Origin of the sequence: Sutcliffiella cohnii (genome assembly GCF_002250055.1) — a bacterium.
Taxonomy (GTDB): domain Bacteria; phylum Bacillota; class Bacilli; order Bacillales; family Bacillaceae_I; genus Sutcliffiella; species Sutcliffiella cohnii.
The window spans coordinates 4632501-4645672 of sequence record NZ_CP018866.1 but is presented as its reverse complement, the minus strand read 5'-3'; the positions used below and the strand labels follow the sequence as shown (position 1 = coordinate 4645672).

The window sequence follows — 13172 nt, the reverse complement described above, 5'->3', positions numbered from 1 at the left end:
TCTAAAAAAAAGGAAAGCATAACTTCTCGACAGTTTATCCTATGAGGAAAAAGAGGCATGTAGAACTTTTTTGAATTAGTTTATAATTGGACAAGATTCTTCCATAAATTACATGTGTTTGTGTCGATTAATGCCGAATAGTTTTTCTGCATTTTGAGTTGTTTGTCTTGCAACTTCTTCGTATGAAATATTTTTTAATTCTGCAATTTGCTCTGCGATATACTTCACGTAACCTGGCTCATTTCGCTTCCCACGAAATGGGTGCGGTGTTAAATACGGGCAATCCGTTTCAATAAGTAATTTATCTAAAGGAATCTCTTTAGCCACTTCTTTCGGTTTTTTTGCATTTTTAAAGGTAACGGGACCACCTAACGAGATATAAAAATTCATATTTAAACATTGATGTGCCACTTCTATACTACCAGTAAAGCAATGCATGATCCCCCCAACCGTTTGAGCATCCTCTTCTTTTAATATTGTTACGACATCTTCTGTTGCATCACGGTTATGTATAACTATTGGCAATTTTAATTTTTTAGCAAGGCGAATTTGTTTACGGAAAACTTCCTGTTGAACCTCCTTTGGAGATTTGTCCCAATAATAATCTAATCCCATCTCCCCTATTGCAACTACTTTTTCATGCTGGGATAATTTTTCTATCCATTGTAAGTCTTCATCCTTCATGTCAATTGCATCTACTGGATGCCATCCAATTGCTGCGTATATAAAGTCATATTGATCAATTAACTCCATTGCACGTGTAATGGTAGGTCTATCAAAACCTACAACAACAATTTTCGTTACCCCTTCACTCATAGCCCGATCAATCACTTCTTGTAAATCTTCTTCATATTGATGAGCATTCAAGTGGGCATGTGTATCAAACAACAAAGAGAACACCTCATTTTAATTTAGTTATGATTATTCTTTCCTAATTCAAAAAAGGAAAAGGTGTTACCCGTCGTTACACGTGAAACACCTATTTCCAAATAGTATTTCTATATAATTATTATTTTACTTTGGCACCTATCGGTAATTCCTCATCTACAGTAGCTAGTGATAATACACCGTCTTTTTCTCCAGCTAATATCATTCCTTGCGATAATTCACCTCTAAGCTTAACTGGTTTTAAGTTTGTGACACAAATAACTTTCCTTCCAACAAGCTCTTCTGGTTTATAAAATTCTGCAATTCCGGACACGACTTGTCTCTTTTCAAATCCTAAGTCTAGCTGAAGTTTTAGCAGCTTATTAGCCTTTTTAACAGGTTCCACTTCTATTACTTTTGCTACCCGCAAGTCAACTTTAAAGAAATCATCTATTGTTATTTCCGGTAGAGTTTCTTCCTGCTCTTCTTGTTCCTTTTCGATTGTAGGAGCAGAACTTCCTGACATAGAGGTTTTAATATATTCTACTTCATCCGCTACTTCTAACCTTGGAAATAATGGCTCACCTTTTTCTATTTTTGTCCCTTCAGGTATAACTCCCCAAGTTTGGATACTATCCCAATTTGTCAAAGTAGATTCGTTAACTCCTAGTTGACTGAAGATTTTGTCTGGTGTTCTTGTTAAAAATGGCTTTAACATTACACTTGTATATCGCAAACTTTCTGCTAAATGAGTCATGACAGAAGCGAGTCCCTCTCTGTTTTCTTCATCTTTTGCTAACACCCAAGGTTGCGTTTCGTCTATATATTTATTTGTACGGCTTACTAATTGCCAAATCGTACTTAGAGCTACGGAAAACTCCATTTTCTCCATCGCTTGCTCATAATTAGTTACAGTATCTTTTGCGAAATTAGATAGTGTTTCATCATAATTCGTTACATTTCCATTGTATGTTGGTACTACACCATCAAAGTATTTCCCAATCATCGCTACAGTACGGTTTAATAAGTTTCCAAGGTCATTCGCTAAATCAAAGTTTACACGATCAACAAATCCCTCTGGCGTAAATACCCCATCTGAACCAAACGGTACTTCTCGTAATAAATAGTAGCGAAGAGCATCTAATCCGTAACGGTCTATTAAAGTATTTGGGTCCACTACATTTCCTTTAGATTTAGACATTTTCCCATCTTTCATTAATAGCCAACCGTGTGCAAATACTTGTTTAGGTAACGGTAAATCTAACGCCATTAACATAATTGGCCAATATATTGTATGAAAACGCACAATTTCTTTACTCATTAAATGAACATTAGCCGGCCAGTATTTTAAATATTTTTCGTCATTATCTGAACCGTACCCTAATGCAGTAATATAGTTGGATAGCGCATCAATCCAAACATAAATAACATGTTTAGGATCTCCAGGAACTTTTACTCCCCAGTCAAACGAAGTTCTAGATACTGCTAAATCTTCTAATCCTGGTTTTATGAAGTTATTGATCATTTCGTTTTTCCTAGACTCTGGTTGAATAAACGTAGGATTTTCTTCGTAGTATTGAAGAAGTCGATCAACATACTTACCCATGCGGAAGAAATAAGATTGCTCTCTAACTAATTCAACTGGGTGTCCACTATCTGGACTTTTCCCACCAACAACTTTTCCATTCTCCATGATTGGGTCGACTAATTGAGTTTCTGTATAAAAAGTCTCATCTGGAACAGAATACCAACCTTCATATTCGTCTAAATAAATATCTCCTTGATCAAGCAGTTTTTGAAAGATTTTTTCGACTGTTTCTTTATGACCTTGATCCGTTGTACGAATGAAATCATCGTATGAAATATCCATCTTGGCCCAAAGCTCTTTAATACCAACTACGATATCATCGACATATTTTTGAGGCGAGACACCTAGTTCTTCCGCTTTTCTTTGTATTTTTTGACCATGCTCATCTGTACCCGTTAAGTACATCACATCATATCCACGCATTCTTTTGTAACGAGCCATCGCATCCCCTGCAACCGTAGTATACGCATGACCAATATGTAATTTACCACTTGGATAATAAATGGGAGTAGTAATATAAAATGTTTTTTGTACCAACACAATATCCTCCTTTTGTACGAATTGTATATAAAATGGAAGTTAATTAGTATCATTAATAGATACATCTTAACCTAATTCTTCTTATTATTATACATTCTTTCACTCCTGAATGGTAACTACTACTTCATCGAAAGGAAAACTACAAAAACATTGTTTCGACAAGTTTATGTAGAATATGTCGTATTTTGTCGAATTTGCTCGTCATCTATTTTTAGTGCATTATTTTTTTGGAAAAAATATATTATTCACCAAATAGTATTACTTTATGAAGAATGTTGATTTTATAGGGTTCTCACCGAGTATATTATACATATTTTAATAGAAGTACAAAATTCTAGAATAAAATGATTGACGGAAAATGTAAATACTGCTATGATTGTTTCATAGAATAAATGTCGAATAATGACGAAACACTATGCCAAAAACCATACATGATTTATAAAATGAAGGGAGAAAAACAAATGAAATCTACAGGTATTGTACGTAAAGTTGATGAGCTTGGCCGAGTGGTGATTCCAATTGAACTTCGTAGAACTTTAGGAATTGCTGAGAAAGACGCATTAGAAATTTATGTAGATGATGAAAAAATCATCTTAAAGAAATACAAACCAAACATGACTTGCCAAGTTACTGGTGAAGTTTCTGATGATAACCTTACTTTAGCAGAAGGTAAAATCATCTTAAGCCGTGAAGGTGCAGAAAAAATCGTGGAAGAAATCCAAAATAGATTAGTAACAAAATAATGTAAACAGCAAAAGCTTCAAGTGGTTGATTTTAACTCAACACTTGAAGCTTTTTTCATTTTAAGGAGGTTATAACACTGGAAAGCTTGTGGATAGCTTTTGACATCTTTTGTTACGTCTAGCTCTGGCGACATAGCCCTCGAGACATAAGTCAGTCACTTCCCGTCGACAAAACCTTCAGCGCCATACCTTTCTTGTCGAGCCAGAGCGAGACGCCTCCGCTTTTATTCTTTATTAATTAATATGATAGGATTGGTACACTTCTCGCTTCGGTATATTTCTTTCTTTTGCTACTAGCTTGATGGCATCCTTAGAAGAATGTCCTTCTTCTATCATTTGTTGAACATGTTCTTCAATTGATAAATCTACCCACCACTCTGTTTCCTCATCTTCTTGCTCCATTTCAATGCCTTCAATAATTAAACAGCATTCTCCTTTTACTTCATGCTGTTTTATTTTTTCGAGCACTTCCCCTACAGGTCCTCTTACGAACTCTTCAAAACGTTTTGTTAGCTCTCTACTTAAAACTATATTTCGATCACCTAATTGTTCCTGAATGAGTACTAATGTTTCTTTAAGACGGTGAGGAGACTCATATAAAATAATCGTATCTTTTAATTTTTTAAACGCATCTAGCTCTTTTTTCTTTTCTTTTTTTTGTCGATTTAAAAAACCGTAAAAGTAAAATGGTTGTGCTCGTAAACCTGATGCTATTAAAGCCGTTAACGCAGCGTTAGCTCCTGGTACAGGTATGACATATAGTTTTTCTTTTATTGCTTCTACTACTAATTCATATCCTGGATCGGATATACAAGGCATTCCGGCATCACTAACTAAAGCAACGTCTTTTCCTTCTTTCAGTAATTGGATTACTTTGTAACCACTTTGTTCTTTATTATGTTCATGATAACTTATTAACGGTGTTGCAATTTCAAAGTAATTACTTAACTTTTTTGTTTGTCTAGTGTCTTCCGCAGCAATAATATCTACTTCTTTTAATATTCGTAGAGCACGATATGTAATATCTTCTAAATTTCCTATCGGTGTTGCCACTAAGTATAATCGTCCATATTCGTATTTATCGGAAAAACTAGACTGTGTCCATTGCTCCATTCCATAATCCCTCTTTTATATAAATTTCCTTTTGTTTTCTTGTTAATTGTTTAAAGCGGTATTCTGCTTGCATCGCAGCTCTTTTTGTTGAATATTGCTCTTGATAGATTAGATGGACAGGGGTTCGATATCTCGTATATTTTGCACCTTTTCCCGCATTATGTGCATCAATTCTTTTAGCAACATTATTTGTATAACCAGCATAATAAGACTTGTCCGCACATTGTAATACATAAAAATAGTGTTCATTATTCTCCATACAATATACTCCTAATTTCAGGTGTATACTCGTTATCTTCCGTATAAACAATTAACGGTGGCAAAACCTTTAGATCTTTCTTTCCGTCTTTTATTCCTTCAATTAATAAGGTATTTGCTTCTTTTCCCTCTTTCGGGTGAACTAGCCTCATCCGTTTCGGTTCTAATTTATATTTTCTCATTAACGTTATGATATCAATCAACCTTCCAGGACGATGAACAAACGTTGCTTTTCCCCCTTGTTTTAATAATTGGCTACTTACTTGGATAACATCCTCTAGCGTACAATATATTTCATGACGTGCAATCGCTAAATGTATATTGTCACTAATCTTCTCTTCGGATACAGTTGGAAAAAAAGGAGGATTACATGTAACACTATCATACTTTTCTTTTCCTAATTGTTTTGGCATATCTTTTAAGTCACCATGTATAATTGATAATTGCTCTTCTAAGTTATTATATGTAATACTTCTCTTTGCCATATCTGACAACCGTTCTTGTATTTCAACCCCAATGATGGAGGCTTTCGTTCTAGAGCTCATTAGTAACGGAACTACTCCATTTCCACTACATAAGTCGACAATGCTCCCCTTTTGAATTGGTATAGACGCAAAACGAGATAACAACACTGCGTCTAAAGAAAACGAGAACACAGAAGGACTTTGTATAATTCTTAAATTTTCCGCTAGTAAATAATCTAATCTTTCATCACCTTGTAACTGTACCATATTTATTTCCTTTCTATGACGAGCATTAATGGATTAATTGTTGGTGTTAAAAAAATAAATAGTTATAAAATTAGTCTCTCTTAACACGTAAAGAAAAAGTCGCCAAAAATAGGCGACCTTTACTTTTTATTAAGGAAGGAGAGGCAAAATAAGCAATCCCCTTCTTTTCTTGGGCTTCCGAAATGTAAGTTACAAATATGAAATCCCTCTTGATATAAGCGAGCTAAATTATCATAGCCTTCCCCAATTTCCGCCCTTTGCTCATCTTTTTTCCCTTCTGTTTCTTTGTCTATCTTTTCAATATTTTCTTCAGAAGGAGAAAAGTGCTCTAGACGGTTGCGAAGATGAATATTTTCAACTTGTAGGTTGTGGTTTTCCTCAATAAAAAGGGCTAGCTGTTCTTTTAATTCACCTAATTGCTTATATAAGTGACCTATTTGCTCTTCCATGTTCGTAACCGAATCAAATATTTGTTTCTTGTCCAATATCTCCACCTCATTAATCTGTGGCTTGTATCGAAACGGTTCCTTCTTTGATTAATTCATCTAAGGTGTATTCAATAACCTTTTCTTCTTCTAGCAATTGTACTTGTAATACTCTTTCTAAAATATTTAAGCCAACTACTTTACCTTCACCTCTAGGTGTTGCAATTACCTCATCTAAATCAGGTAATTGCTCTTTTGCAGATTCGTATTCGTCGTTTTCATATTTTAAACAACACATTAATCGTCCGCAAAGCCCTGAAATTTTAGAAGGATTTAAAGATAAATTTTGGTCTTTAGCCATCTTAATCGATACTGGTTCGAAATCTCCAAGGAAGGTGGAGCAACAAAGCATCCGACCACAAGGTCCAATACCACCGAGTAATTTTGCTTCATCACGAACACCAATTTGACGTAATTCAATCCTAGTTCGGAAAATAGCTGCTAAATCTTTTACAAGTTCACGGAAATCTACACGACCATCAGCTGTAAAGTAAAAAATAACTTTGTTTCGATCAAAGGTATATTCTACATCTACAAGCTTCATGTCAATTCCATGTTCTGCTACTTTTTCAAAACAAATGTGAAACGCTTCTTCTGCCGCTTTTTTATTCTCTTCTACAATTAAGCGATCTTTCTGGTCTGCAATTCGAAGTACTTTCTTTAATGGAAGTACTATATCTTCCTCTTCCACCTTTTTCCCAATCAAAACTGCTCTACCGTACTCGATTCCTCTTACTGTTTCTACAATTACAAATTCGTTCTCATTTATATTAAGCCCATTTGGGTCAAAATAATATATTTTTCCCGCTTTTTTAAAGCGAACTCCTACTACTTCATACAAGCTACTATCCCTCCTGCAAGTTTAGTGCTATTTGCTCCATTAATAAATGAGCATTTACGTTTGACGCTAACCTAGACTTGCTTTGTAATATAAAAGATAGTTGATCAACAATTTTACTTTGAGTTGTTTGCAATGATTGTTTTTCAATCAATTCGAGCTGATCAATAAAAACTATCTCCTCATTTTTTTGAAGCTGTGCATATAACATATCTTTATATATATATAATAATAAATCTAGTCCTATTTCTAACTGACTTCTATCTGGGAAATGCGGCATCCATTTTTCATGAATAAATAGTAAGGCTTGTTGTGGTCTTACTTGCAATGTTTCATATAATTTTATCACTAATAATCTTGCTTCTGCAAACCAGTCGTCTGTTAATAGTTCTAAAGCTTCATTCATATCATTCGTTAGTTGTGCTACGGTTGTGGATATAGACGGTGAATATCCTTGTTCCACTAGCTTGTCTATCAATCTTTTTGAGGTTAACGCTTGGAAGGACAAAGGCTGACATCTTGATATAATCGTATTTAATATTCGGTGGATATTTTCCGTTAATAAAAAGGCATAAGTCTCTTGGTTCGGTTCTTCTAAAAATTTCAACAAGCTGTTAGCAGCACTTGTTGTCATTTTATCAGCATGATCAATAATATATATTTTTTGCTTTGATTCTAATCCTGTTTTTGAAAATTCTTCTTGTAGGTACTGAATTTGATGTTTTTTAATCGAATTTCCATCTGGTTCAACAACATGAACATCAGGGTGATTTCTTGATTCGATCCTTTTACAATTTACACATTGATGACATGGATCTTCTCCATCTCGGTTTTTACAAAAGAGGCTTTTAGCAAATAAATAGCTTGTCTCTTTTTTCCCAGTACCCTTCATACCATCTAAAAGATATGCGTGGGCAATACGGTCTCTACGTAAACTATTTACAACAATTTTTGCAACAGTCGGTTGAACGTCCGATAGTTGTGTCCAGCTTTTCAACACCTATATCACTCACTTACTACGTATATAAATTTATTAATAAACCTTTAATTTCACCGATACTACTTAAAATATCAAGCCTGTTCTTTTCCTTATTCATTACATCTCCCGTTAAAGAAAGTAATGCTTCATCTATTTGATGTACAAGTTGTAGCTGCCTTGCTTGTCCATCTTGCGTCCAATGATAAGATTGATTAAGTTCCATACCGAATTCAACCGTTTCTTCCATAAATCGCTTTACTAACGTTTTGTATTTTGCTAAGTCTTGAAACGTCCTTGAATTACTAAGACGATCCCCTGCATTATTAATATCGTGCATTAGCAACTGTAATTGATTAGACTTTAATTTGGAATCATGTTTTTGTAACATATCTCCAAATACTGCCTTTTTATTTGATCCGTTAGGTTGTTCTACTCTATTTTTATCTAAACCTGTCCGGAATTCTGATGTTATCTTCATTTTAGTCCTGCTTCCTTTCTAACTAAATAACAGAAAGGGCAGCTTAGTTAGCCGCCTATATTAATACTGCTGAAACTCTTCAACAGGAAGTACAAATACAGTAGCGCCGCCCACTTCTACTTCAACTGGGTACGGTACATAAGAATCTGCGTTTCCACCCATTGGTGATACAGGAGCAACAAGCTGCTGTCGATGTTGGCAATTTTCTTTAATAATATCTAAAGCTTTTTGTACCCGTACATCTTCAGTTCCAATCATGAAGGTTGTATTACCAGACTTAAGAAATCCACCCGTACTAGCTAACTTTGTAGCTCGAAAGTTATGTTCCACTAACGCATTTAGAAGCTTATTACTGTCTTTATCCTGTACAACAGCCATAATAAGTTTCACCTACATCCCCTCCATTTTACCATTAATTAGGCAGTTCTTCACTGACTCATTTTTGGAAATTCTCCTTGATGGTTTGAATAAATATAGCCTTTACTTCTTCATAAACTGATTCTAAATCTTTAGAAGCATCAACTAGTACACAACGGTTTTTGAATTTTTCCATTACGAGGTGATAACCTTTTCTTACTTTATAATGGAAATCAATAGTTTCTTCATCTAAACGATTGATTTCACGATTATTATTCGCTGCAATTCTTCGAAGTCCTTCTTCTGGTTCCACATCAAAATAAATTGTTAAATTCGGCATATGCTTTTGTGTGGCAAATTCATTTATTTTTAATATTTCATCTATCCCTAGTCCTCTAGCATATCCTTGATAAGCTAACGAGCTATCAATAAAACGATCACAAAGTACAATACTGCCCTTTTCGAGTGCAGGTAGAACTTTTTCAACTAAATGCTGTCTTCTAGCAGCAGCGTATAGTAAAGCTTCTGTTCTAGCATCCATCTTCGTATTGTCACAATCTAAAATAACAGCTCTAATTTGCTCAGCAATTGATATTCCACCAGGTTCGCGAGTTAATAAAATATTCAATTCGTTACTAAAATCTTTTGCAAGTCTTTGGATGACTGTTGTTTTTCCAGCTCCTTCAGGTCCTTCAAAAGTTATAAATAGTCCGTTCACTGATGTAACTCCTTTTCTATATAAAAAACATATATTTTTCGATATTTCGCTAATTCCTTCCCCTGAAGTTTAGCACCTTGTTCAGATAATGTTGTAATATACTCAATTATTTCTTTTGTTATTACTTCCCCTTTATACAAAACTGGAATACCAGGTGGATATGGGACAATTGTTTCCGCACTAACTTTCCCCTCGCTTTGTAGGAGATCGCACTCTACTTTTCTAAACATGTACTGTTTATCTAGCGGAATGTGTAAAGTACTAAGTTTCCTTATTGACTTATCTACAAAATTTAAAGGATTTGGAGATTCTTTTCTATTATCTCCTTTTAAATGAACTGCTTTCCTTATTTTATTAATCATACCATGAAAATGTTCTTCCGTGCTCAATGGCAAGATAAAAAGTACATTTTGTAAGTCCGCTAATTCTGGAAATATATTTTCTGACTCTAGTAAACTTTGTAATTGATACCCTGACAATCCTACGGTTGACCGAAGAATAATTTTAAGTGGATCCATTTTAACATTTTCTTCCGATTCCACAATTTCAATTTCTTCTATTGTACTTATCTCTTCTTTTAAATTATTTATTTTTTCTATTAGTAGGCTAGACTGTTCCCGAAAATTGGAGATATAAGCTCTTGCTAAATCTAGCGAAGCCATAATAGGATAGGACGGACTACTTGATTGTAACATCCGGAGATAATATTCCACTCGATCTCGGTTTACGAGGTTTCCTTGCATATGTAGAAATGAGCCCATTGTCATCGCAGGTAATGTTTTATGTGCTGAGTGAATGACAATATCTGCTCCACATCGAATAGCACTTGAAGGGAATGGGTCACCTATGACGAAATGAGCTCCATGTGCTTCATCCACTAAAACGGGAATATTGTAATCATGTGCCTTTTCAATTATTTTTGTTAAAGGAACGGTTAATCCGTAATAATTAGGATTTGTTATAATAAGGCCACTAACGTTATTATATTGGTCTAATGCCTCCTCTAACGATTCGAGTGTAATGGAAGTAGATACACCGATCATTTGATTATACTCAGGCATGATAAAAATTGGCTCTGCTCCAGCTAATTCTATTCCATTTAAAATAGATTTATGGCAGTTTCTTTGAACGAGTACTTTACTTCCTCTTTCACAATTGGCAAGAATCATTGCTATATTTCCTACCGTCGAGCCGTTCACAAGAAAATATGTACGTTCGGATCCATACAATTGAGCAGTTAATTGCTGTGCTTCTTTTATTATTCCTTGTGGGTCATGTAAATCGTCCAGACCAGTAATTTCGGTAGCATCAATTTTTAAAATATTATCAAAAAATCGCCTACCTTCCTTCGGAAATACTGTACCATATTTATGACCTGGAACATGTCCTGATATTGGTTTTTTTTCAAAATGATTCATTAATGTAGAAAATATAGGAGTGTCTATATCGTTTTTACTTTTACTATTCATCTTTTTTCTATTCCTTTTTTTATTTTATTATAACAAGTTATTAACCTCTTATTGTATAAAGTAAACAAGTTAGTATTTTATTACAAAAATAAAAGCCCTTTTAAAGGACTTTTTTAAGAATACATTTTGGGGAGGCTTATCTTTCTTAGTTGTTGTACATAATATTTATATTTTGGATCGTCTGTACTTGTATTTAACATATCTTTCTCGCAATCCAAACATATAAATTCTGTATAAAGATGTAAACCTCTATATTTTATCTCTTCACATATAATACACGTTTCCCCAACGGATGAACGAATACTTTGATTCATTTCTCCACCTCCATCAACTATTTTGCCCTAAACATGCTTTATATATACAAGACTTTTAACTTTGTAGTTTGATTATCTTATATAAAGTGTATGACGTTGCTACTAGTCTGTGTCTGTCTTGATTACAAATAAACTTATTAGTAAAAAACGGAAGTGTTAGCCAAGCGCAAAATTTTTGATAACCCTTCTAGTATTTAAGTTGGTCCATACCCAAAGAAGGGGGGTCTCGACATTCTGGTAGGAGATAAAGGAAACACGGTGAATGCGTTAGCATGAACCGATGTTGACTTATCGTACGGACAGAATGGGAAGTTTGTTAGCCGCTAACGCCTGGAACTAGACAACAAAAAAACGTTCAGCGCCTACTAGCACTAAACCGTTTTTTTCTTTTGCCTGGCGACGTCCTACTCTCACAGGGGGACAGCCCCCAACTACCATCGGCACCGAAGAGCTTAACTTCCGTGTTCGCCGTTGGCGCCCGATAAGCTTCGAATCTCTTCGTCAGCTCTGCCGCTCCGGTCCTCATGTACCCTCGCAAACGTACACTCCGGTCCTCACGGCCTTCGCTTCCTCGATCTTCTCGCTTCTCTGGCATCATCGGGAGTGTACTGTTTTATTTTCTATTCCATTTTAATATTATTTACTTTTCGACCTTCGGTCGTTCCCATACCGAACAAAGTAGAAAAGTGGAAGGCGTTCGATCAGCGGCGTACAAACTGGACTATTCTGGTAGGAGATAAAGGAAACACGGTGAATGCGTTAGCATGAACCGATGTTGACTTATCGTACGGACAGAATGGGAAGTTTGTTAGCCGCTAACGCCTGGAACTAGACAACAAAAAAACGGTCAGCGCCTATTAGCACAAAACCGTTTTTTCCTTTTGCCTGGCGACGTCCTACTCTCACAGGGGGACAGCCCCCAACTACCATCGGCACCGAAGAGCTTAACTTCCGTGTTCGCCGTTGGCGCCCGATAAGCTTCGAATCTCTTCGTCAGCTCTGCCGCTCCGGTCCTCATGTACCCTCGCAAACGTACACTCCGGTCCTCACGGCCTTCGCTTCCTCGATCTTCTCGCTTCTCTGGCACCATCGGGAGTGTACTGTTTTATTTTCTATTCCATTTTAATATTATTTACTTTTCGACCTTCGGTCGTTCCCATACCGAACAAACTAAAAAACGGTCAGCGCCTATTAGCACTAAACCGTTTTTTTCTTCTGCCTGGCGACGTCCTACTCTCACAGGGGGACAGCCCCCAACTACCATCGGCGCTGAAGAGCTTAACTTCCGTGTTCGGTATGGGAACGGGTGTGACCTCTTCGCCTTCATCACCAGACATATTTAGTTGAAAGAATTGTTCTTTCAAAACTAGATAATATATTTTCATCAAGATCATTCATATCGTTCATTTAAATTGGTTAAGTCCTCGATCGATTAGTATTCGTCAGCTACACGTGTCGCCACGCTTCCACCTCGAACCTATCAACCTGATCATCTTTCAGGGATCTTACTAGCTTGCGCTAAAGGAAATCTCATCTTGAGGGGGGCTTCATGCTTAGATGCTTTCAGCACTTATCCCGTCCGCACGTAGCTACCCAGCTATGCCTTTGGCAAGACAACTGGTACACCAGCGGTGCGTCCATCCCGGTCCTCTCGTACTAAGGACAGCTCCTCTCAAATTTCCTACGCCCACGAC

General features: G+C 35.9%; 14 protein-coding genes and 2 rRNA genes (1 of these 16 only partly in view). 1 reads left to right on the top strand and 15 read right to left on the bottom strand.

All coding sequences use genetic code 11. The features are described 5' to 3' along the window. Positions 1-108: 108 nt before the first annotated feature. Positions 109-891, bottom strand: coding sequence for a TatD family hydrolase (locus tag BC6307_RS23220; protein WP_066419712.1), 783 nt, complete (start codon positions 889-891; stop codon positions 109-111). Between the two features lie 118 nt (positions 892-1009). Further along, entirely contained in the window at positions 1010-2998 is a 1989-nt protein-coding gene (gene metG / locus BC6307_RS23215; RefSeq protein WP_084380637.1) for a methionine--tRNA ligase, read from the bottom strand. A 458-nt stretch (positions 2999-3456) separates the two neighbouring features. On the opposite strand from metG, the gene BC6307_RS23210 reads away from it, so the two are divergent. After that, on the top strand, positions 3457-3738 hold the full coding sequence (locus BC6307_RS23210) for a transition state genes transcriptional regulator AbrB (protein ID WP_066419709.1): 282 nt from the start codon (positions 3457-3459) through the stop codon (positions 3736-3738). A gap of 234 nt (positions 3739-3972) precedes the next feature. On the opposite strand, the gene rsmI is transcribed toward BC6307_RS23210, so the two are convergent. The 13 genes from rsmI to BC6307_RS23145 all read right to left on the bottom strand — a co-directional run. Then, positions 3973-4851, bottom strand: a complete 879-nt coding sequence (gene rsmI / locus BC6307_RS23205) for a 16S rRNA (cytidine(1402)-2'-O)-methyltransferase (protein WP_066419708.1) — start codon at positions 4849-4851, stop codon at positions 3973-3975. Beyond that, the gene (locus tag BC6307_RS23200; RefSeq protein WP_066419707.1) at positions 4829-5110 is read right to left on the bottom strand and encodes a GIY-YIG nuclease family protein; all 282 of its coding nucleotides are present in this window, start codon (positions 5108-5110) and stop codon (positions 4829-4831) included. The genes rsmI and BC6307_RS23200 overlap by 23 nt, the downstream gene beginning before the upstream one ends. Further along, entirely contained in the window at positions 5100-5840 is a 741-nt protein-coding gene (locus tag BC6307_RS23195; RefSeq protein WP_066419706.1) for a tRNA1(Val) (adenine(37)-N6)-methyltransferase, read from the bottom strand. The genes BC6307_RS23200 and BC6307_RS23195 overlap by 11 nt, the downstream gene beginning before the upstream one ends. 119 nt (positions 5841-5959) lie before the next feature. Further along, a complete protein-coding gene (yabA, locus tag BC6307_RS23190) occupies positions 5960-6325 on the bottom strand; it encodes a DNA replication initiation control protein YabA (protein WP_066419704.1) in 366 nt (121 codons plus the stop codon). A gap of 13 nt (positions 6326-6338) precedes the next feature. Then, positions 6339-7166: a PSP1 domain-containing protein gene (locus tag BC6307_RS23185; RefSeq protein ID WP_066419702.1), complete on the bottom strand. Its 828-nt coding sequence runs from the start codon at positions 7164-7166 to the stop codon at positions 6339-6341. Positions 7167-7170: 4 nt separating this feature from the next. After that, complete coding sequence (gene holB, locus BC6307_RS23180) at positions 7171-8163, bottom strand: DNA polymerase III subunit delta' (RefSeq protein ID WP_066419700.1); 993 nt, start codon at positions 8161-8163, stop codon at positions 7171-7173. Between the two features lie 16 nt (positions 8164-8179). Continuing rightward, positions 8180-8620 (bottom strand): YaaR family protein, encoded by a 441-nt coding sequence (locus BC6307_RS23175; protein WP_066419699.1) that lies wholly within the window; start codon positions 8618-8620, stop codon positions 8180-8182. A 60-nt stretch (positions 8621-8680) separates the two neighbouring features. After that, on the bottom strand, positions 8681-9010 hold the full coding sequence (locus tag BC6307_RS23170; RefSeq protein WP_066419697.1) for a cyclic di-AMP receptor DarA: 330 nt from the start codon (positions 9008-9010) through the stop codon (positions 8681-8683). Positions 9011-9056: 46 nt separating this feature from the next. Continuing rightward, on the bottom strand, positions 9057-9695 hold the full coding sequence (tmk, locus tag BC6307_RS23165; protein ID WP_066419696.1) for a dTMP kinase: 639 nt from the start codon (positions 9693-9695) through the stop codon (positions 9057-9059). Continuing rightward, positions 9692-11164, bottom strand: a complete 1473-nt coding sequence (locus tag BC6307_RS23160) for an aminotransferase class I/II-fold pyridoxal phosphate-dependent enzyme (RefSeq protein WP_066419694.1) — start codon at positions 11162-11164, stop codon at positions 9692-9694. The genes tmk and BC6307_RS23160 overlap by 4 nt, the downstream gene beginning before the upstream one ends. 113 nt (positions 11165-11277) lie before the next feature. Continuing rightward, positions 11278-11478, bottom strand: a complete 201-nt coding sequence (locus BC6307_RS23155; RefSeq protein WP_066419693.1) for a sigma factor G inhibitor Gin — start codon at positions 11476-11478, stop codon at positions 11278-11280. Between the two features lie 1217 nt (positions 11479-12695). Then, a 5S ribosomal RNA gene (gene rrf / locus BC6307_RS23150) occupies positions 12696-12812 on the bottom strand. A gap of 78 nt (positions 12813-12890) precedes the next feature. Beyond that, positions 12891-13172 (bottom strand): 23S ribosomal RNA (locus BC6307_RS23145); it runs 2653 nt beyond the window's last position.

Excerpts from the sequence above, each read along its gene's own strand:
- BC6307_RS23210 (WP_066419709.1), top strand. The coding sequence starts at position 3,457 with ATGAAATCTACAGGTATTGTACGTAAAGTTGATGAGCTTGGCCGAGTG.
- rsmI (WP_066419708.1), bottom strand. The coding sequence starts at position 4,851 with ATGGAGCAATGGACACAGTCTAGTTTTTCCGATAAATACGAATATGGA.
- BC6307_RS23200 (WP_066419707.1), bottom strand. The coding sequence starts at position 5,110 with ATGGAGAATAATGAACACTATTTTTATGTATTACAATGTGCGGACAAG.
- BC6307_RS23195 (WP_066419706.1), bottom strand. The coding sequence starts at position 5,840 with ATGGTACAGTTACAAGGTGATGAAAGATTAGATTATTTACTAGCGGAA.
- BC6307_RS23175 (WP_066419699.1), bottom strand. The coding sequence starts at position 8,620 with ATGAAGATAACATCAGAATTCCGGACAGGTTTAGATAAAAATAGAGTA.
- BC6307_RS23160 (WP_066419694.1), bottom strand. The coding sequence starts at position 11,164 with ATGAATAGTAAAAGTAAAAACGATATAGACACTCCTATATTTTCTACA.
- BC6307_RS23155 (WP_066419693.1), bottom strand. The coding sequence starts at position 11,478 with ATGAATCAAAGTATTCGTTCATCCGTTGGGGAAACGTGTATTATATGT.